Source organism: Paraburkholderia sp. WS6 (genome assembly GCF_030464835.1).
GTDB classification, from domain to species: Bacteria; Pseudomonadota; Gammaproteobacteria; order Burkholderiales; family Burkholderiaceae; genus Paraburkholderia; species Paraburkholderia madseniana.
The window spans coordinates 563,441-582,651 of sequence record NZ_JALQCK010000001.1; the positions used below are offsets into that span (position 1 = coordinate 563,441).

Annotated in this window: 16 protein-coding genes; 13 read left to right on the top strand and 3 right to left on the bottom strand. The window is 60.3% G+C overall.

Annotated elements, in window-relative coordinates; genetic code table 11:
• Positions 1-81: 81 nt before the first annotated feature.
• A complete protein-coding gene (locus M0D64_RS02455) occupies positions 82-666 on the top strand; it encodes a flavin reductase family protein (protein WP_266240365.1) in 585 nt (194 codons plus the stop codon).
• Positions 667-706: 40 nt separating this feature from the next.
• On the opposite strand, the gene M0D64_RS02460 is transcribed toward M0D64_RS02455, so the two are convergent.
• The gene (locus M0D64_RS02460) at positions 707-1,192 is read right to left on the bottom strand and encodes a GNAT family N-acetyltransferase (protein WP_266256493.1); all 486 of its coding nucleotides are present in this window, start codon (positions 1,190-1,192) and stop codon (positions 707-709) included.
• Between the two features lie 501 nt (positions 1,193-1,693).
• Between M0D64_RS02460 and M0D64_RS02465 the strand changes: the two genes are divergently transcribed.
• The 12 genes from M0D64_RS02465 (at position 1,694) to M0D64_RS02520 (ending at position 17,517) form a co-directional block, all read left to right on the top strand.
• Positions 1,694-2,608, top strand: a complete 915-nt coding sequence (locus tag M0D64_RS02465) for a 3-hydroxyacyl-CoA dehydrogenase (RefSeq protein WP_266256466.1) — start codon at positions 1,694-1,696, stop codon at positions 2,606-2,608.
• A 21-nt stretch (positions 2,609-2,629) separates the two neighbouring features.
• Complete coding sequence (locus M0D64_RS02470; protein ID WP_266256467.1) at positions 2,630-3,577, top strand: 3-hydroxyacyl-CoA dehydrogenase NAD-binding domain-containing protein; 948 nt, start codon at positions 2,630-2,632, stop codon at positions 3,575-3,577.
• A gap of 101 nt (positions 3,578-3,678) precedes the next feature.
• Positions 3,679-5,187, top strand: a complete 1,509-nt coding sequence (locus M0D64_RS02475; RefSeq protein ID WP_266256468.1) for a CoA transferase — start codon at positions 3,679-3,681, stop codon at positions 5,185-5,187.
• A 741-nt stretch (positions 5,188-5,928) separates the two neighbouring features.
• On the top strand, positions 5,929-6,396 hold the full coding sequence (locus M0D64_RS02480; protein WP_266256469.1) for a hypothetical protein: 468 nt from the start codon (positions 5,929-5,931) through the stop codon (positions 6,394-6,396).
• Positions 6,397-6,759: 363 nt separating this feature from the next.
• Positions 6,760-7,185, top strand: coding sequence for an organic hydroperoxide resistance protein (locus tag M0D64_RS02485; protein ID WP_266256470.1), 426 nt, complete (start codon positions 6,760-6,762; stop codon positions 7,183-7,185).
• Positions 7,186-7,269: 84 nt separating this feature from the next.
• Positions 7,270-7,659: a potassium channel family protein gene (locus M0D64_RS02490; RefSeq protein WP_154567449.1), complete on the top strand. Its 390-nt coding sequence runs from the start codon at positions 7,270-7,272 to the stop codon at positions 7,657-7,659.
• 150 nt (positions 7,660-7,809) lie between these two features.
• Positions 7,810-10,314, top strand: a complete 2,505-nt coding sequence (locus M0D64_RS02495) for a glucose/quinate/shikimate family membrane-bound PQQ-dependent dehydrogenase (RefSeq protein ID WP_266256471.1) — start codon at positions 7,810-7,812, stop codon at positions 10,312-10,314.
• 111 nt (positions 10,315-10,425) lie between these two features.
• Positions 10,426-11,424 (top strand): porin, encoded by a 999-nt coding sequence (locus tag M0D64_RS02500; protein WP_266256472.1) that lies wholly within the window; start codon positions 10,426-10,428, stop codon positions 11,422-11,424.
• A 227-nt stretch (positions 11,425-11,651) separates the two neighbouring features.
• Positions 11,652-14,408 carry a UPF0182 family protein gene (locus M0D64_RS02505; protein WP_266256473.1) on the top strand — a complete coding sequence of 919 codons (2,757 nt, stop codon included), beginning with the start codon at positions 11,652-11,654 and terminating at the stop codon, positions 14,406-14,408.
• A gap of 250 nt (positions 14,409-14,658) precedes the next feature.
• The gene (locus M0D64_RS02510) at positions 14,659-15,438 is read left to right on the top strand and encodes an acetoacetate decarboxylase (protein WP_171929337.1); all 780 of its coding nucleotides are present in this window, start codon (positions 14,659-14,661) and stop codon (positions 15,436-15,438) included.
• Between the two features lie 32 nt (positions 15,439-15,470).
• Complete coding sequence (locus tag M0D64_RS02515) at positions 15,471-16,253, top strand: 3-hydroxybutyrate dehydrogenase (protein ID WP_154567444.1); 783 nt, start codon at positions 15,471-15,473, stop codon at positions 16,251-16,253.
• 10 nt (positions 16,254-16,263) lie between these two features.
• Positions 16,264-17,517, top strand: coding sequence for a patatin-like phospholipase family protein (locus M0D64_RS02520; protein ID WP_266256474.1), 1,254 nt, complete (start codon positions 16,264-16,266; stop codon positions 17,515-17,517).
• A 23-nt stretch (positions 17,518-17,540) separates the two neighbouring features.
• Here the strand turns inward: M0D64_RS02520 and M0D64_RS02525 are convergent, their stop codons facing one another.
• Positions 17,541-18,263: a helix-turn-helix transcriptional regulator gene (locus M0D64_RS02525; RefSeq protein ID WP_266256475.1), complete on the bottom strand. Its 723-nt coding sequence runs from the start codon at positions 18,261-18,263 to the stop codon at positions 17,541-17,543.
• Between the two features lie 499 nt (positions 18,264-18,762).
• Positions 18,763-19,211: SagB/ThcOx family dehydrogenase (locus M0D64_RS02530; protein ID WP_266256476.1), on the bottom strand; the 449-nt coding region annotated here is incomplete at its 5' end.

Here is a 19,211-nt window from a genome sequence, read left to right on the forward strand (position 1 = left end):
CAAGCGCCATGCGACACGTTGCACCCGTTTTGCGTGTCCCCGCTACAATCTGCCAGATCCATTTGACGCGGAAGAGCACGTATGAAAGTCACCCGGGAACCCGTCGCATTGTCGCGGGCCACGCAGTTACTGAATCATGGCCCTGTCACGATCATTACCAGCGCGCACGGCGGTCGCTCGAATGTGATGGCCGCATCGTGGGCGATGCCGCTCGATTTCACGCCGCCAAAGGTGGTCGTCGTGGTGGACAGCCGCACGCTCACGCGGCAACTGATTGAAGCGAGCGGCGTGTTCGGGCTGCAACTGCCGAGCCGCGGATTTGCCGCGCAGACGTTGGCGGTCGGAACGAACGCAGGCGCTGAACTCGACAAATTCTCCGCCTTCGACCTCGAGACTTTTCCCGCACAAAAAATCGATGTGCCGATGCTGGCGGGCTGCATCACGTGGATGGAATGCAAGGTGATTCCGGATGATAGCCAGCGACACGATCTGATCATTGGCGAAGTGGTCGCCGCCTATGCGGACAGCCGCGTGTATTCGAACAACCGCTGGCACTTTGGCGATGATCCGGATCTGCGTACGTGCCATTACGTGGCGGGCGGGACGTTCTTCGCTACAGGCGATGCGTTTGAAGTCGAGCCGGTGGCGAGCGGCGCGGGGGATTAATCGGTTAGCGGCTACGTTTCTGCTCGCGGGCAAGCGTGTCTCACGTATTGCCGTCGGCAAACGCCGTGAGTGCGTCGCCCGCCAGCCGGTAGCGAACCCATTCGCTTTGCGCGCTCGCGCCGATCGATTCATAAAAGCCGATTGCAGGCCCGTTCCAGTCGAGCACGCTCCATTCAAAGCGCCCACAGCCTGTTTCGCAGGCAATTTGTGCGAGGTGGCGAAGCATCTGTTTGCCCGCGCCACTGCCACGCGATGTCGGCGATATGTATAGGTCTTCCAGATAAAGCCCCTGTTTGCCGAGCCACGTCGAATAGGAAAAGAAGTAAACGCAAAAACCGATCGGCTGGCCGTTCATTTCGCAGATCAAAGCCTTCGCCGTGGATGTGGCGGAGAACAAGCTCGTTTCGATGTCTTCGACGTTCGCGACAACTTCGTGCTCCGCTTTTTCATACACCGCGAGTTCGGTGATGAAGCGGAGAATCAAGGCGGCGTCGGCTGCGTGGGCGGGGCGGATGTGGATGGTCAAGGTGAGGTGCTCGGTCGATTGGATGGTGGGTCGAAGTTTAGCGAAGATGCGGCGGCTCCGAATCAAACATCCATCGTATCGCTTATCCAGATGTGGGAGAAAAGCGGTCACTGGGAGAAGTTCGGCGCGGCGATGTATTCGTTGGCCGACGCGCAAGAGGTGATGCAAGCGCTCGACGACGCGGGCATAAGAGGGCAAAAGGTCATTCACGCAACAACATGCCTCTAATGGGTACGGAACATGAGGCGTATTGCAGCTTTATGTAATAGCCGCCCTTCGCCCCGCCAACTACCATCAGAAAGTTGGCACTATAAACCGTTCAATTCAGACACTACGGCTTGGAGATTGCACTGCGGATCTCGAGGTGGTCGCGGGCCGGATGAACGTCCTGCCGGGCAATTCACGGCACCCGGTTCCGCAGCTCGTCCTGGAGAGAGGTCTTGGCCTCTAAAGCGCTATTGCAGTCTCTCTTCCAATGGCAATGACCCGAAAGGACACACGATGACCCTGCCCCGAATCAGCGGAACGAATGTTTCCGCGGACGCGAGCCGCTCCGGCCGATTGTTTTTCCTCGAATTGAGCGGTGGCCGCATTCACTCGATCAATCCCGACGGATCCGACCTCAAGACGATCGTCGCGGATTGCCGCCTCCCCGACGGCATCGTCGTGGACGTGGATGCCGGTCAAATCTACTGGACCAACATGGGTTCGATCGGTCTCCATGACGGCTCGATCGAACGCGCCGATCTGGATGGCAAGAACCGCGTGGTCATCGTCCCGCAAGGCGTCACGCACACACCGAAACAGATTCATCTCGACAAGGCGAGCCGCAAGCTCTATTGGTGCGATCGAGAAGGCATGCGCGTGATGCGCGCGAACCTCGACGGCTCTCAAGTCGAAACGCTGGTCGCGACCGGGCATGGCGACCAGGACCGGCTCGACCAGACCCGGTGGTGCGTCGGAATCACGATCGATCCGAAGCTCGGGAAACTCTACTGGACGCAGAAAGGCCCGGACGACGCCGGCCTGGGCCGCATCTTCCGCGCCAACATCGACATCCCGCAGGGCGAAGACCCGACGAACCGCTCCGACATCGAAGTGCTGTTCGACCGGTTGCCGGAGCCCATCGACCTTGAGCTCGACCTCGCGAAGCGTGTCCTCTACTGGACCGACCGCGGCGATCCTCCGCGCGGCAACACCGTCAATCGTACGTCGATCGATGGAACGGCGACGTCTGAAATTCTCGTTACGCACCTGATGGAGGGAATCGGCATCGCACTCGACACTCCCGGTAATCGGATGTTCGTCACGGACCTGGGCGGCTCCGTCTATTCCGCCGATCTCGATGGAAAGAACCAGCGCAACTTCCTCTTCGCCCAGGGCAACCTCACCGGCATCGCCTACGCCGAAGTCTGACCCACGCATTGGAGACATGACATGACTGATACCAAGCCCATTCGTCGCATCGCCATCATCGGCACCGGCGTGATCGGCGCCAGCTGGACCGCCCTGTATCTCGCCAAGGGACTGCAGGTCGTTGCGACGGACATCGCGCCGAACGCGGAAGCCCAACTGAGGAAGTTCGTGGAGTCCGCCTGGCCGGCGCTCACGAGATTGGGCCTTTCGCCTGGAGCGTCGCAAGCGAACCTGAAGTTCACGCCCGTTCTCGCACAAGCGCTCGAGGATGTGGACCTCGTCCAGGAAAACGGGCCCGAGCGGATTGATTTCAAGCAGAGGCTCTACGGGCAACTCGACGAGCTGCTGCCTGCCGACGTGATCATTGCTTCGAGCTCGTCGGGGCTCACCATGAGCGAAATCCAGAACGGCGCCGCAGGGCATCCCGAGCGTTGCGTCATCGCTCATCCGTTCAATCCGCCCCACCTGATTCCGCTGGTCGAGATCGTCGGCGGGGCAAAGACCTCGGAGACGACAATCCAGCGCGCAGCGGATTTTTATACGTCGATCGGACAGCGGACGGTGCGGGTCAACAAGGAGATGCCCGGCCACGTCGCAAACCGGCTGCAGGCTGCATTGGCCCGAGAGGTGTATTACCTCGTCGCCGAGGGTGTGGTGAGCGCCGCCGACGTCGACACCGCCCTCTCCTGGGGGCCGGGCCTGCGCTGGGGCGTGATGGGCAACATGATGCTCAACCATCTCGGCGGCGGTCCGGGCGGCATTGAGCACTTCTTCCAGCAGTTCAGCGGCCCGATGGCGGCCTGGTGGAAGACCCTCGGCTCGCCGGAGCTGACACCCGAGGTGCAGAAGAAGCTCATCGACGGCGTTCATGCCGAAGTCGGATCGCGCTCCATCGAGGAGTTGGAGGCGGAGCGGGACGAGATGCTGCTCGGCCTCATCGAACTGCGCACCAAAGGAAAGGCGCGTTAAAGGTACGGATAGGTACGGATGCGGCCACTTCACGCGTGGCCGCGGCTCGCGTGGACTGACCGCGGGCAGTTGACACTCCCTTATCGAAAAAAATTCCTCAAATGAAAGACTCGACCAATCTTGCAATCGAAAGCGAACCGGACCTGCTTACCGGAATCATTCAATCGAAGCTCGCGAATCCGGCGCGGAACTCGGACATCGATCTGCACGGCGCGCTCAATGACGTACTGAAAGACGTCGGGTTATCGACGGCGGACAGCGGTGGCAAGATCACTTTCCGCGGCCGGGATCCGATCATTCCCGCGCTCTTCCGGTTCGGCTCGTTGTCCGCGATCGCCCTGGCCGCCAAGGCCGTCGGCGTCGCTGCGCTATGGCGACTGCGCAGCGGCGAGGAACAGGACATCGAAGTGGACGTTCGTAAAGCGTTGCGGCGCTTCGCCGGGTTCTTCGATCTGAAATGGGAGACGATCAATGGACGTCCTCCGGCGCTCAAAGTCGATACGAATCTCTTTCGCGAAACCCGCGACGGAAGACACGTCGTACCCCTGAACATCTATCCCAAGCTGGCTGCCCGTGAGCTCAGCCTGCTCCGGTGCGACTCCAGCCCGGAAGCCGTGCGCAACGCCATTCTGCAATGGCGCGCGGACGATCTGGAGAATGCGGCGGCGGAAGCCGGGATCGTCATCGCCAAGGTGCGCACCTTCGAGGAATTCCGCAAGGAGCTTCAGTACACCGAGGTCCTCTCGAGAATGTCGCTGATCAACGTGGAAAAGATCGGCGAAAGCGAGCCGATCCCTTTCGGGAAAGATGGCACCAGTCCGCTGGACGGCATTCGCGCACTCGGAATGGGTCACGTGATTGCCGGAGCGGCCATCGGAAGAGACCTGGCTTTGCACGGGGCCGATGTCCTCAACATCTGGCGGCCGTTCGACGACAGCGAGATCGAGGCGTTCGCGTGGGACACTCAGGTCGGGATGCGCTCGACGATCCTGGACTACTCGAAGGAGGACCGTGCGAAATTCGATCTCCTGCTGAAGGATGCCGATGTCTTCTTCGCGAACAAGCGTCCGGGCTATCTGGAACGCCATGGTCTCGAGGCCGAGGAGCTCTGCGGCAGGAAGCCCGGGTTGATCCATGCCAGTGTCCTGCTTCACGGCGCCAAGGGCCCCTGGAAGTATCGTCCGGGATTCGATGAAATCGGCGCGGCCGTCTCGGGGCTGTTCGCCGTCGAAGGTACGCTCGCGCGTCCGAAATCGCCGCCGATCATCCCCATTGTCGACAACGTGGTGGGCTGGCTCGGCACGGTCGGCGTACTCGCGGCGTTGCGCCGGCGTGCGATCGAGGGTGGCAGCTATCGAGTCACTGTTTCTCTGACCCGAACCGTGCTGTGGCTGTTCTCGCTCGGCATCTTCGACAGGGACTATGCCCAGGCGACCGCCGGATCTTCCGACCAGCACGCCTACGTCGCCCCCGACCTGTTCACGGCAGAGACCCCACTGGGCACATATCAGGGCATGACCGACCAGGTGGTCTTGTCGAAGACTCCCGGGGCCTTCAGGACGGTGCTCACGCCTCGGGGTTCGAGCAAGCCCGAATGGCTGTCGCGGTGAAGGGTTGATCGACCTTATGTGAAGCTTTCCATAAGGCCGACAACCTGGCGATCAGGAGCGTGACGTGAAAGGCGGTTGATCGGCCTTATGCGAAGCTTTCCATAAGGCCGATGACCAGCCGCTGGGAATTCCGCGCCGTATTGGCTCTTAATCGGCTACAGCCTACGGTAATGGCATCCGCTCGACCTGAGCCAAATTTCCACGGTGTGGTGTGTGCCGGTTGATGCGGATCAGGCGATTGATCCACAGCACGAGGCGCTCCAACGACAGCGCGTATGCCTGAGCTTTAACGCCGATGGCCGGTCAATATTGTTCGCGACGCAACATAGTCGAGTGCTGCGATACGAGCGTAGCTGAGCCTCGGTCTGTCAACGCCGACGGGCGAATGATGGCCTCGGCGGAAGAACGTCCACCCTCGCCCTATCTTTCCTTATCCGTTCGGCCAAATCAAACATTTAGCCTACAAGGTTGAAGGCAATCCACGTCGCCTGATTTATAATTACCTAGTCGTCGGGAAACATCCGATGACTAGGTTTAGCAGCCTACCGCTTGAAACCGCACACCCGCTCACGCGGGGCGTGCGTCTACCTCTGCACGTCTATATTTCAATGGGCGGGCCGTGGTGGGGAGCCGCAAGGCTCGCCGGTTTGTTTCAAGCCCGGTCTGCTAACCTGCTACGTGCCCGCTCACCCCTTCCAGCGAGTGTCGGGCGATCCAAGAAGTAACAGGGAGATCGTCACCATGAGCAAGTCCAACAGAAATCAACCCACTTCACGTCCGCCTGTCGACGCAATCCAGTACGAAAAGCTTGCCCTGTCGGCATTCGATTTATGCGACCGGCATCTGGCTCAACTGGATACCTTGATCACACTTGCGTCCTCGATATGTAGGAATCCTTCCATCACGCTAGAGGAAAGACGGCGTCGTCAGACGCTTCTTGAATTGCTGGTGGACACGGCTGAGCAATATCAGCAGGAACTCGAATGCGACCGCGAGTTGTACAAGGTGATTGCGCTCGATGCGAAGGGCGTTCCGCAAAGTCGCATCACGGCACGCCACGCAGCGAACCTGCTTGCAGAAGAGGTGGCGCAACGAGCAGGCGAACCGATAGCCACCGCAAACGTGCCGCAACGCCAAACCCCGGCAGAGAAAACTGCCGCAACGTTAAGAACCGACGCGGCTCAGCAACCGGTCGTCGCGCAACACTAGGCGATCAAGAAGGGCCATCGGGTGGCAGGGCGGTACAGCCGAAGAATCGTTCGGAAATTGCCCGCACTGAGACGGTTGTCGTCCGTCTCAGTGCTGTCACATAACCCTGACCATCGGCAACCCGTGTCACACGGCGCAACCTCACCGGCCTACCATCGCGACTACCTGGAATATGTCATATCAATCTACCAATAGAGCGCTTAAAGTAGGAGAAAGCACCTCCATCCCGGTTGTCGGTCTGAGTCGACCCGATTACTATGCGTGTTAGCTTTGGCATCAACGTTTCGAGACCTCATGTCGCAGAACGTGAACAGAAAGGGCGGCGTAAGGCGTCGATCATCCTGGCACACAAAGGAGTCTTGAATGTCGATTGAAAAAGTCTTATATCGTGCTCATGCACACGTCACCGGCGGTCGCGACGGACGCGCGACGATTCCCGACAGCAACCTCGATCTCAAGCTGACCACGCCGAAGGAGCTCGGTGGCGGAGGCGGCGACGGAACGAACCCCGAGCAACTCTTCGCGGCGGGATATAGCGCATGCTTCATCGGGGCAATGAAGTTCGTTAGCGCGCGCGACAAGATCGCGTTGCCAAAGGACGTCGCCATTGATGGCAATGTCGGCATCGGACAGATCCCCAATGGCTTCGGCATTGAAGTCGAACTGAAAATCTCGCTGCCGGGCATGGACCGCGCAGAGGCGGAAGCGCTGATCGCCAAGGCGCACGTCGTCTGTCCTTATTCGAACGCCACACGCAACAACATCGACGTCAAGCTGACGCTGGTCTAAGCCGCGCGTCGTCACGCGCTATTTCGAGTGCAAGCAGCGGATGCCGTGTCGCGCAAAGCGGCGCGTATCTCTGAGGTTCATGACATGGACAATGCCGCCGAAGACGCTGCTCGCACCCGAATCCAGCCGCAACGGGCAATTGCCGAGTTTGCCAGGGTTCTCTGGCATCTGCGCGCCATTCTGGCGATGCTGCTGATACTTTTCCTCATTTTGTCGGTCGCCATGTATTTCGTTGGGGGGGCCGTCGATGTAGCCACACGCACGCACGCATCGCTAGGCCACACTTTCTATTTCTGCGCGGTCACGGCGCTGACTATCGGCTACGGCGACGTGGTGCCGACCACCACACCTGGTCTGATCGTCGCGGTTTTGCTTGGACTGCTCGGCGTGTTGATAACGGGTGTGATAACTGCTTCCGCTGTTTATGCCATCCAGGTGGCTGCGCATCTGACCGGGCGACGCGAAGCGCAGTAGCCGGCAACAACGAATATGTCATTCCAGATGGTCGCTACGTCTCCTAATATGTGTAGTTAGCGTTCTGATATGCTTTTTTCCGTGCGCCGACATGTGAATTCGATGTCGGTACCACTGGCAGGCGGTATCCACTCAAGAGGGTAGAGATCCATGACCAGTCAATCGAATTCGCGGGGCGTGATCGGCGTCATCACCTTGCTCTTTACGGTGCTGACCGCGCTCTATCTGTTGATCGGTGGCGCATGGCTGCTGGCGGTCGGCGGCTCGGCGTACTACGTCGTCACAGGCATCGTGCTGTTGGGCGTGGCCTGGCTGCTTTGGCGACGCAGTCCAGCCGCGCTCGTGCTTTATGCACTCGTGCTGATCGGCACGGCGATCTGGGCACTCTACGAGTCGGGTCCGGACTTCTGGGCACTCGCGCCGCGCTCCGGTGTACTCGTTATCTTCGGCGTATGGTTGCTGCTGCTCGTGAGCTGGCGGCTGGAGGGCGAACGCAAGCTGGGTGTCGCGTCGCTCGTCGTCGCGCTCGTCGCATGGGCGGGCATACTCGTGTACGCCAACTTCAACGATCCGCAACAGGTCAATGGCACACTGAACGCTTCCGCGCCCGCGAGCGTCGCCAGCACCGGGATCGACGCCTCCGACTGGCCCGCCTATGGGCGCACCCAGGAAGGCACGCGCTACTCGCCATTGCAGCAGATCACGCCTGAGAACGTGAAGAATCTCCAGGTGGCCTGGACCTTCCGCACGGGTGACATGAAGGGGCCCAACGATCCTGTCGAGATTACCAACGAAGTCACGCCGATCAAGATCGGCGACTTGCTTTACCTATGCTCGCCGCATCAGATCCTGTTCGCGCTCGACGCGAAGACGGGCACGCTCAAGTGGAAGTTCGATCCGCGACTGAAGAACGATCCGTCGTTCCAGCACGTGACTTGCCGCGGCGTGTCGTATGTCGATCTGTCGGCCAGTGCCACGGCGGCCGCACCCGCTGCGGCGCCGGCGAGCGATGCAGCCGCACCCGCGGCAGCGTCGGCCAGCGATGCCGCCGCAGCTACAGACGCCTCGGGCGCTGCTGCCACGCCTGCCTCGGGCGCCGCAGTCGCAGACGCCTCAGGCCCCGCTACGGCCGCCTGTACGCGCCGCATCTATCTGCCGGTCAACGACGGCCACCTCTACGCCCTCGACGCGCTGACGGGCCAACGTTGCGCGGGCTTCGGCAACAACGGCGACCTCGACCTTCAACACGCCCAGCCTGTCACAACGCCGGGCATGTACGAGCCCACCTCGCCGTCGATCATCACCAGCAAGGTGATCGTCGTGGCGGGCGCAGTGGAGGACAACTTCTCGAATCGCGAGCCGTCGGGTGTCATTCGCGGCTTCGACGTGCGCACGGGTGAATTGCTCTGGGCGTTCGATCCGGGCGCGAAGGACCCGAATCACATTCCGGGCCCAGGCGAACATTACACGTGGAATTCGCCCAACTCTTGGGCACCCGCCGCCTACGACGCGAAGCTCGACATTGTCTATCTGCCGATGGGTGTGAAGACGCCGGATATCTGGGGCGGCGACCGCACGCCGGAGCTGGAGCAATACGCCACCGGGCTGCTCGCACTCAACGCCTCGACCGGCAAGCTCGCCTGGTTCTACCAGAGCGTGCACCACGATCTGTGGGACATGGACCAGCCGTCGCAGCCCACGATCGCCGACATCACCGGCAAGGATGGTAAGACCGTGCCGGTCGTGTACGCGCCGGCCAAGACCGGCAACCTGTTCGTGCTCGACCGCCGCACCGGTGCGCTAGTCGTGCCGGCGCCCGAAACGCCCGTGCCGCAGGGCGCGGCGCCCGGCGACCACGTTGCGCCGACACAGCCGTTCTCACAGCTCACGTATCGTCCGTCGAAGAACCTGACCGACGCCGACATGTGGGGCGCGACGATGTTCGACCAGCTTGTGTGCCGCGTGATGTTCCACAAGCTGCGTTACGAGGGCACGTTCACGCCGCCGTCGCTACAGGGCACGCTCGTGTTCCCGGGCAACCTGGGCGTGTTTGAGTGGGGCGGTCTTGCCGTCGACACCGACCGCCAGATTGCCGTCGCGAACCCGATCGGCTTGCCGTTCGTCTCGCGCCTGATTCCGCGTGGCCCGGGCAACCCGCTGGAACCGGAGCCGGGTGCCAAGGGCAGCGGCACGGAGTCAGGCATCCAGCCGCAGTACGGCGTACCGTACGGCGTGACGATCAATCCGTTCCTCTCGCCGCTGGGTCTGCCGTGCAAGCAACCGGCATGGGGCTACATCTCTGCGATCGATCTCAAGACCAATGAGATTGTGTGGAAGAAGCGCATCGGTACCGTGCGCGACAGTTCGCCGATTCCTCTGCCGTTCAAGATGGGCATGCCGATGCTGGGCGGTCCGAGCGTCACTGCGGGCGGTGTCGCGTTCATCGGCGCGACGGCGGACAACTACATCCGCGCGTTCAACGTGAACAACGGCGAGCAGGTCTGGGAGGCTCGCCTGCCCGCCGGCGGTCAGGCCACACCGATGAGCTATTCGATCAACGGCCGTCAGTACGTCGTGATCGCGGCGGGCGGCCATGGCTCGTTCGGCACAAAGCTCGGCGACTATGTGATTGCCTACGCGTTACCGCCGCAATAAGCGGCACGCGCCGCGCATGCGGTTTTTCTTGTCCCTTACGCGGCGCATTGAATGCGCCGCTTTCTATATTGTCGAATGAACCATTCACGCTTTGCGCCGCGAGCCTGCGTCGTGCTGACCTCGATCGCGGTGCACGCCACGCTTGCGCATGCGCAAAGTGCCGTCACGCTCTACGGCGCACTCGATACGAGCATTGAAGTCACCAATCCGGGCGCGGGCTACGTTGCTCGTATGGATTCCGGCGCTTATCGGGGATCGCGCGTCGGCCTGCGCGGCGCCGAGGACGTCGGCAATGGCGTCAAGATCCTGTTCACTCTGGAGAACGGTTTCAGTTCCGCCGACGGCACCTTTGCCGTCGCGAACACGGTCTTTAATCGCCAGGCCTGGATCGGATTGGATACGCTTTACGGCACCGTGCGTGTCGGCCGTCAGTACTCGCCTATCTATATTCCGTTCAAGGGCGGGCTCGATGCTTTCGACGCAGGCACGATCGCTTCCGGTCTCGACAACCTCTCCAAGATCACACCCTACGAGAGCAATGCGATCACCTATCTCTCGCCGGAATTCCACGGATTCTCCACGACCATCATGGCATCGCTGCGCGACGGCGACAGCAGCAACGACGGCAACGGGCTCGCCGCCCACATCGAAACCTTCGCATGGCGCGAGGGACCGTTCCGCATCTCGTACGCGCATCAACAGACGCACGGCGACGGCGCGCTGCGCGCCAACCTGGGCGGCGTCTCGTACGTTTTTGGCCCCGTCACGGGTTTTCTATCGTTCTTCAACGGCGATGGCGGTACGCCGCGATATCACAACGACGGTGTATCCGTCTCCGCGCGCTATGTCGTGAATGCGCAATTTCGTGCCTCACTCGGCTACACCTATCTGCGTGACCGCTCGGGTGGCGATAACAACGCCGATCAGTTCAGCGCGGCATGCGAGTACGACCTCTCTAAGCGCGCTCTGCTTTATGCGAGCGCCGGCTGGTTGCGCAATCGCGGGCAGGGTGAGTTCACGTTGCGCGGGGTTAATGTGACGGGCCTCACGCCATCGTGGCCAGGGGCCTCTGTGCGAGGCGTGCAGTTCGGCATGATCGAGCGTTTCTAACGTTGCGCTGTAGGAGCTTGTCCGTTCATCCCTGCGTGGATCGGGCGAGCATACGCCCGCTGCCTCACCGGACTACAATCAGTTACGTGACCCTAATCATTCATTGGCTGCGCGCCGGCTTCGACGGGCGCATTGATAAACCGGTCAACCAGGTTCGCAGCAGAGTAGCGGTTTAAGCAGACCTGATCGCAGTCAGCCACACGTGGCGTCCCGGCAAAGGAGGGGCGATGCATTGGCAACCGAGCTCCGGCGTGAACGTCAGACGCATCGCAATTATGGTTGCGGTCGTCGTGGGCGTCCTGATCGTCGCGGGGCGCCTCACTGGCGTCGTGGTCGACTGGCTGTGGTTTGCTTCAGTCGGTTACGTCGACGTTTTCTGGACGACGGTCTCCGCCAAGGCGCTCCTCTTTGCCGCCGCGTTCGTAGCGTCGGCGAGCGTAATAGCTGCATCGGGGTTTCTTGCGCATCGTTACGCGCGGCGTCCCGGTAGCTGGCAAGTCGAAACGGCTCGTCTGTCAGGTACGCCGGAGTTCATCAGTGAACTGGCAGACCAGCTCGCACCGCGCATTCCCTGGCGCGCCAGCATTGCCGGCGGCGCTATTGTCCTGGCGCTGATCATCGCTGGCGGCGAAATCTCCAACTGGGATCTGGTGCTGCGCTTCCTGCATCAGATGCCCTATGGCGACCGCGATCCTGTTTTTGGACAGGACATCAGCTTCTATCTGTTCTCGCTGCCCACCTATCTTGCGTTCAAGAACTGGCTGCTGCAGTTGATCTTCTGCAGTGCGCTCGTTGCGGCCGCGGTTTATGGGGTTCGCGGCGACGTTACGTTCGAGCGGGCGCCGCGCGTACTCTCTGCCGCTGCCACCGCTCATGGTTCAGCGCTGCTCGGTGCGTTCTTTCTCCTGAAGGCGTGGTCTTACACACTCGACCGCTTTCTGCTGCTCTACGGAGATAACGGCGTCGTGGTCGGCGCCGGCTATACCGACATCCACGTCGAGCTCCCGGTCTTGTGGGTGCTTGTCGGCCTTGCTGCTGTTGCAGCCGTTGCGTCGTGGGTCAATATGCGCCGGCAGGACTATCGAATTCCTGTCGCCTCGGTGTTGTTGGTGTTCGGCACCTCGTTCGTGTTCGCCTTGATCTACCCGGCGCTCTTTCAGCGCCTCTATGTCAAGCCGAGCGAACTGCAACTGGAGATGCCCTATATCAAACACAATATCGCGCTAACGCGAATGGCCTACGGCCTCACACAGATCGCGGTAAAACCGTTTCCGGCCGAGCAGGAATTGAATCTCGCCTCGCTCGAGGCTAATCGCGCGACCATCGACAACATCCGCCTATGGGATGTGCAGCCACTGATGGATACCTACGCGCAGTTGCAGGAGATCAGGACGTACTACAAATTTTTCTCCGTCGACATCGATCGCTACCGGCTCGACGCCGGATATCGGCAGGTGATGCTGTCGGCCCGCGAGCTGGAGTCTTCGATGCTCCCCGCGAACGCTCAAACCTGGGTGAACCTGCACCTCCTGTTCACACATGGCAATGGCGTCGTGATGTCGCCCGTCACCGAAAAATCGACGGAAGGGTTGCCGTCCTTCTATCTGCAGGATATTCCGCCCGTTGCGCACGGCGGGCCGGCCATTCGCGAGCCGCGTCTGTATTTCGGTGAAGGGGGTGAAGGTTACGTCATCGTAAAAGGCAGCGTCCCCGAGTTCGACTACCCCAAGGGCAAGGACAACGTCTACACCGCTTACAGCGGGAGCGATGGTATTGGCATCGGCAGCAGCGCGCGCCGCAGTCTCTTCGCCTGGCAGTTCAACGATCCGAACATCCTGCTTACCGACTACATCACGAACGGTAGCCGCATTCTGCTGCACCGTAACATTCAGGATCGGGTGCGCACGATCGCCCCGTTCCTCAGGCTCGATCATGATCCCTACCTCGTCACAAGTAACGGGCGTCTTTTCTGGATGCAGGACGCGTACACGACGAGCAGTTGGTTTCCCTACGCACAGCCGGGCTTCGACGATGGCGCCAACTACATCCGCAACGCAGTCAAGGTGGTGATCGACGCATATAACGGTACGATCGATTTCTATGTCAGCGATCCTAACGATCCGATCATACGGACTTATCAGCGCATTTTCCTGGGTCTGTTCAAGTCTCTCGCGGCGATGCCGCAAGATCTACGGAAACATATCCGCTACCCGGAAGAACTGTTCCTGATCCAGTCGCAACTTTATCGGGCCTATCACATGGATGCGCCGGAGGTTTTCTACAATCGCGAGGATCTCTGGCAGTTCCCACGGGAATTGATCGGCATTGATGGCGCGAATAGTCCCGGCACGCCGATGACGCCTTACTACATGATCATGCGGCTGCCCGAGGAACCGCGTGAGGAGTTCGTCCTGATGCTGCCGATGGTGCCTAGCCAGCGCGACAATATGATCGCGTGGCTCGCCGCGCGTTGCGATCCGCCTAACTACGGCAAGCTTGTCGTCTACTCGTTTCCGAAGGATAAGCTCGTCTATGGGCCGTTCCAGATCGAGGCGCGCATCCAGCAGAACACCGAGATTTCGCAACAGATTTCGCTGTGGAACCAGATGGGCTCGCGTGTCATTCGCGGCCATCTTCTCGTCGTGCCGATTGAGAACTCGATCCTTTACATCTCGCCGCTCTACTTGCGTGCGGAGTCGGGTCAGTTACCTGAGTTGAAGCGGGTGATCGCTGCGTATGGGGATCGGGTGGTGATGAGGGAAACGTTGGGCGAAGCGTTGGCGGCGCTTTTCAAGGAAAGTGGTCCGCTCGCGTCGCAGCCTCAGGGGACGGCGGATGCGCGTGCTCGCGAAGCGCTTGCACATTATGACCGTGCGATCGAGCGATTGAAGGCGGGGGATTGGAGTGGGTTTGGCGTGGAATTGGACGCGCTGCGGCCGCTGCTTGAGGCGCTGGGTGGGGGACGGTCGGAGGGGAAGAAGTGACTCGTGTGTGATCGAATGAGGTGGGCGCCTGGTGCTATGGATCGCGCTCGCGCGATCTTTTTTTGGGGCCGGTGTGTTTCGCCCCCTTCTGGCGTATTTGAACATGCACTGAGTTGTATGACGCGGCCAAAGTTCCAGCGGCAGTGTTGCAGTGTGGTTAACGGTCTATTGACAAATGGTGGCTCTTATCGCGTGAGGTTTGCCTCTACCATTGCACCGGTGCTGCATGCGCCAGTCATAAAGGAGTCTCATGAACCTCGCTTCGATCCGCAAAGACGCCTTTGCGATGCCCGTTCACAATCCAGCCTACCCCCGGCCGCCGTACCGCTTCATCAATCGGGAATACTTCATCATCTCGTATGAGACCGATTTCGATGCGTTGCGCGCCATCGTGCCGGAGCCGTTGCATCCGGAAAACGACCTCGTGCATTACGAATTCATTCGCATGCCTGATTCGTCGGGCTTCGGTGACTACACCGAAAGCGGCCAGGTCATCTCGGTGCGAGACCAGCAAGGTCGCCTCGGCAACTACACCCATTCGATGTACCTCGATGACGAAGGTCCGATCGCCGGCGGCCGCGAGATCTGGGGCTTTCCGAAGAAGCTGGCCAGGCCGACCTTGAGCGTCGATGGCAACGACACGCTGCTCGGCACACTCGACTACGGCACACAACGTATCGCAACCGGCACGATGGGCTTCAAGCATGTGCCGCTCGACATCGAGGCCGAGCGCAAGAAGCTTGCGGATACACCGAATTACCTGCTGAAGGTGATCCCGCACGTTGACGGTTCGGCGCGCGTGTGCGAGCTCGTGCGTTTCTATCTGCGCGACGTGAGCGTGCTGGGCGCGTGGTCGGGTCCCGCCGCGCTCGAACTGCATCCGCACGCATTGGCGCCAGTCGCCGATCTGCCGGTGAAGCGGGTGGTCGGCGCGCGGCATGTGATCGCCAATCTCACACTGGATATCGGCGAGGTTGCGCTCGATTATCTCGCCACAACCGAGAGCGTGAAGCTCGCAGTCAATCAATAACGCTCCGTGAACCGATAAGGAAGGAACGCAACATGTCGTTGAACAATAAAGTCGCGCTTGTGACGGGCGCAGCAAGCGGTATTGGTGAGCAGTGCGCACGCAAACTCGCTAGCCTCGGCGCCGCAGTGGTGATTGCCGACCTGAATCTCGAGAACGCGCAGAAGGTGGCCAGCAGCATCGTCGCCGCGGGCGGTAAGGCGCTGGCGGTTGCAATGGATGTTACGAATGAAGAAGCGGTTAATAGCGGCATCGAACGCGCGGTGCAGGAGCTCGGCAGCATCGATGTGCTCGTGTCGAACGCGGGTATCCAGATCGTCGCTCCAATCGAGGAGTACGCGTTTTCCGACTGGAAGAAAATGCTGGCGATCCATCTGGACGGCGCCTTCCTCACCACCAAGGCTGCCATCAAGCACATGTACGCGGGCGGCAAGGGCGGCTCGATCGTCTACATGGGTTCGGTGCATTCACACGAGGCGTCGAAGCTGAAGTCCGCCTATGTGACAGCCAAGCATGGCTTGCTGGGACTGGCCCGGGTGGTTGCGAAGGAAGGCGGGCCGCGTGGCGTGCGGGCGAACGTAGTGTGTCCGGGCTTTGTGCGAACCCCGCTCGTCGACAAGCAGATTCCCGAGCAGGCCAAGGCGCTCGGTATCTCCGAAGCCGAAGTGGTGAAGAACGTGATGCTCAAGGAAACCGTCGACGGTGAATTCACCACGGTTGAGGACGTCGCCAATACGGTTGCGTTCCTTGCGGGCTTCGAATCGTCTGCGCTCACCGGGCAGTCGGTGATTGTCAGCCACGGCTGGTCAATGCAATAAGGGGTCGCGTATGCGCAGCAGCACAAAAAAAATCAACGGGCAGCCGGATGTGTTTGCGCTGCCGCGCTACGACGAGATCGCGCTGGTGCTTCAGGGCGGCGGCGCGCTCGGGTCTTACCAGGCCGGCGTCTACGAAGGCCTGGCCGAGGCCGGTGTGCAACCGAACTGGATCGCCGGCGTCTCGATCGGTGCGCTTAACACGGCCGTCATTGCCGGCAATGCGCCGGAAAACCGCGTGGAAGCGTTACGAGGTTTCTGGAATTCGATCTGCCATCCGCTCGACTGGGTCGGTGGTCTGGGTGAATGGATGCTGCCTGGGTTCGGCGCGCACGACCTGTCGCGCAAGTGGGCAAGTTTGTGGGCAGCCAGCCGCGCGTTGACAGAGGGTCAGCCGGGTTTTTTCTCGCCGCGCAGCCCGTTGCCCATGGCAGGTTTCGGCAAGCAAAGCCCCAACGCGGTCAGCTACTACGACACGGCCGCCCTGAGGGAAACGCTGTTGAAGTTCGCCGATTTCGACCGCATCAACGATGGTGACATCCGCGTTTCAGTGGGCGCGGTGAACGTGCAGACCGGCAACCTGGTGTACTTCGACAACACGAAAATGCGTCTGGAGCCGGAGCATTTCATGGCGTCAGGGGCGTTGCCGCCAGGTTTTCCGGCGGTGGAGATCGACGGCGAGTACTACTGGGACGGCGGCCTGGTTTCCAACACACCGCTGACCGAGGTGCTTCGCGATTCGGACCACAAAGATACGCTGGTTTTTCAGGTCGATCTGTGGAGCGCGAGAGGCAATGCGCCCGGAGATTTTCTCGACGTGTCCGAGCGCGCCAAAGACATTCAGTACTCCAGCCGTACGCGGGCGATTACCAGCATGCTGGCGGATCGTCAGAAGCATGCCCGTTTCATCAAGGAACTGCTCGCGCATGTTCCATCCGATCTGCGCAGGGCCGATCCACTATTCCGTCTCGCTGAAGAAGCGGCCGACGGCAGCGCAATCAATGTGGTGCATCTTATCTATAAGAACAAGCCATATGAGGGGCATTACAAGGACTACGAGTTCAGCGTCGACACGATGCACGAGCATTGGGAAAGCGGTCTCGACGACATTCGCGATTCGTTTGCCCATCGGGAGTGGTTCGATGTGCCGAGCCGCGAACAGGGCTTCGTGACGCATGACGTGCATCGCCGGCCCGGCTCCGTGCCGCAGTCCGATCGTGACATGCCCGAACTGCCCCTGGGAGCGGAACGAAAAGTCGCTGCATGAACCGGCGCTGGGCCCCATTGATCCTAGGCCGTAGGCGGTCGCCGGAATTGTTGAAACACCGTCGGCTCCCATTCCTGACTCGCCAATAACAAGCCGGTCCCGCGTCGCTGGTTCAAAGGAGCGGCCGCAGATTCCTTATGCAAGGCGGCGAACCTGCTACGCAGCCGCCTTAGCTCAAGCTGGAGCTGCGAGAACGCAGCTTCTGTCAGCATGCCGTGAGTGAACTCCAGCGTTTCATTCGGTTGGTCGAAGCGCCCGGCCAAAAAATCGCTTAGACCTTCCCGTCGGAAGAATTGGCGAATCGGCCCGTTTGGCAACCAGTCAAAATCTCGCGCGATGCGGAGTCGAATCCGGTCCCCTGGGAGCAGCGCGATTACGCCCATACGATCGAGTACCAACAGTCGCTTTAAGCATTCCGCCTTGCTCATCTGGTAGGCCGCGACGATGTCCGCGACTGACCAATGGTTAAACGCACAGACAGCCACAAGCAATAACTTGCTGTTCGATACGAGTTGTGTCTCCTGATGCTCCGTCAGCGTGGATAGCTGAGGAACCGAAGATGACGCTTCCTGTAAGAGTTCGGTCAGCGTGAATCCGAAGAACTGGCTGATCTGTACCAGTCGCTCCACGGTGAATCTTTCGCTCGAAAACAGGCGTTTCACGCTTGGTTCTGAAAGTGCCAGCGCACGCGCTACGTCCCGGTATGTCAACCCTTGGGCCTTGAGTTCTCGCTTGATGCCCGCCATTCGGTGTCCGAACTGAGTTGTCGAGTGTTCCGTGTGGGTTGGTGTACGTCTTCGCATACCTGCAGCGATCGGCGATCGGACTAGGGCCGCGTCGGACCGGGTTCGGCCAAGAACCGCCGGTGGTTGATCACGGAATGCACACCTCAGATTGTCCAGAATCCTTCATAAAGGAGACATTCGCAGAGATTAGCGTGGCAACGTTCGGTCGAAGCGGCCGCTTATGCCTTTCCAGTTGCGACCACTCGAAAATGTCCGCTTCGATGCAATTCGAATAGATGCTTTCAACCATCGCTGCCTTGGAAAGCAGACCTTAAAGCAAGCTTTATGGCGACGGTTCTATTCTTCGTATGGGGGCGAGTCGCGTTCCTTTTTACTCTCACGCCAATACGTTTGGTTCGCCGTGCATTGATCAGGAAAACGAGGACTATGTGTGACGTCCAATCGCCGGGCGCTCGCGGAAAATACCGTCTCACCACGATCGGGACATGAGGTTCTCGCTTCAAGGCTGAACCTCATACGGTGGACATGTGGACAGGCGCTGATCGTCTACCGCACGGCCGACGGTGAAGTGATACAGGCTTTGCCAGGTGTGATCCTCCACGCCGAGCAGTGCGTGCATTTCATCATCGAAAAAGCAGCCAATCCCTGTCGCGCGCACGCCGGCGGCTTCGGCTTCGAGATAGAGCGCCTGGCCAAGAATGCCGCATTCCCAGAACAGATGGCGATAACGCCATGGCTGCTTCAACGCGATTCCGAATCCTGCGATCATCCCCAGCGCAAAGCAGGAATCGGCGCCGATATCCTGGTGGCAGCAGATCGACTTTGCCGTGGCGCGCAAATCGTAAGGCAGTAGAAGATAGAGCGGCAGATGATCGGGGCCGGTCTTTTGCCACAGCCATTCTGGACGTAGAGACCGCTTGAGATCCGGCAGCGCGCCCGGATTTCTCA

Excerpts from the sequence above, each read along its gene's own strand:
- M0D64_RS02525 (WP_266256475.1), bottom strand. The coding sequence starts at position 18,263 with ATGGCGGGCATCAAGCGAGAACTCAAGGCCCAAGGGTTGACATACCGG.
- M0D64_RS02475 (WP_266256468.1), top strand. The coding sequence starts at position 3,679 with ATGAAAGACTCGACCAATCTTGCAATCGAAAGCGAACCGGACCTGCTT.
- M0D64_RS02495 (WP_266256471.1), top strand. The coding sequence starts at position 7,810 with ATGACCAGTCAATCGAATTCGCGGGGCGTGATCGGCGTCATCACCTTG.
- M0D64_RS02470 (WP_266256467.1), top strand. The coding sequence starts at position 2,630 with ATGACTGATACCAAGCCCATTCGTCGCATCGCCATCATCGGCACCGGC.
- M0D64_RS02505 (WP_266256473.1), top strand. The coding sequence starts at position 11,652 with ATGCATTGGCAACCGAGCTCCGGCGTGAACGTCAGACGCATCGCAATT.
- M0D64_RS02465 (WP_266256466.1), top strand. The coding sequence starts at position 1,694 with ATGACCCTGCCCCGAATCAGCGGAACGAATGTTTCCGCGGACGCGAGC.
- M0D64_RS02510 (WP_171929337.1), top strand. The coding sequence starts at position 14,659 with ATGAACCTCGCTTCGATCCGCAAAGACGCCTTTGCGATGCCCGTTCAC.
- M0D64_RS02490 (WP_154567449.1), top strand. The coding sequence starts at position 7,270 with ATGGACAATGCCGCCGAAGACGCTGCTCGCACCCGAATCCAGCCGCAA.
- M0D64_RS02515 (WP_154567444.1), top strand. The coding sequence starts at position 15,471 with ATGTCGTTGAACAATAAAGTCGCGCTTGTGACGGGCGCAGCAAGCGGT.
- M0D64_RS02455 (WP_266240365.1), top strand. The coding sequence starts at position 82 with ATGAAAGTCACCCGGGAACCCGTCGCATTGTCGCGGGCCACGCAGTTA.
- M0D64_RS02485 (WP_266256470.1), top strand. The coding sequence starts at position 6,760 with ATGTCGATTGAAAAAGTCTTATATCGTGCTCATGCACACGTCACCGGC.
- M0D64_RS02480 (WP_266256469.1), top strand. The coding sequence starts at position 5,929 with ATGAGCAAGTCCAACAGAAATCAACCCACTTCACGTCCGCCTGTCGAC.
- M0D64_RS02520 (WP_266256474.1), top strand. The coding sequence starts at position 16,264 with ATGCGCAGCAGCACAAAAAAAATCAACGGGCAGCCGGATGTGTTTGCG.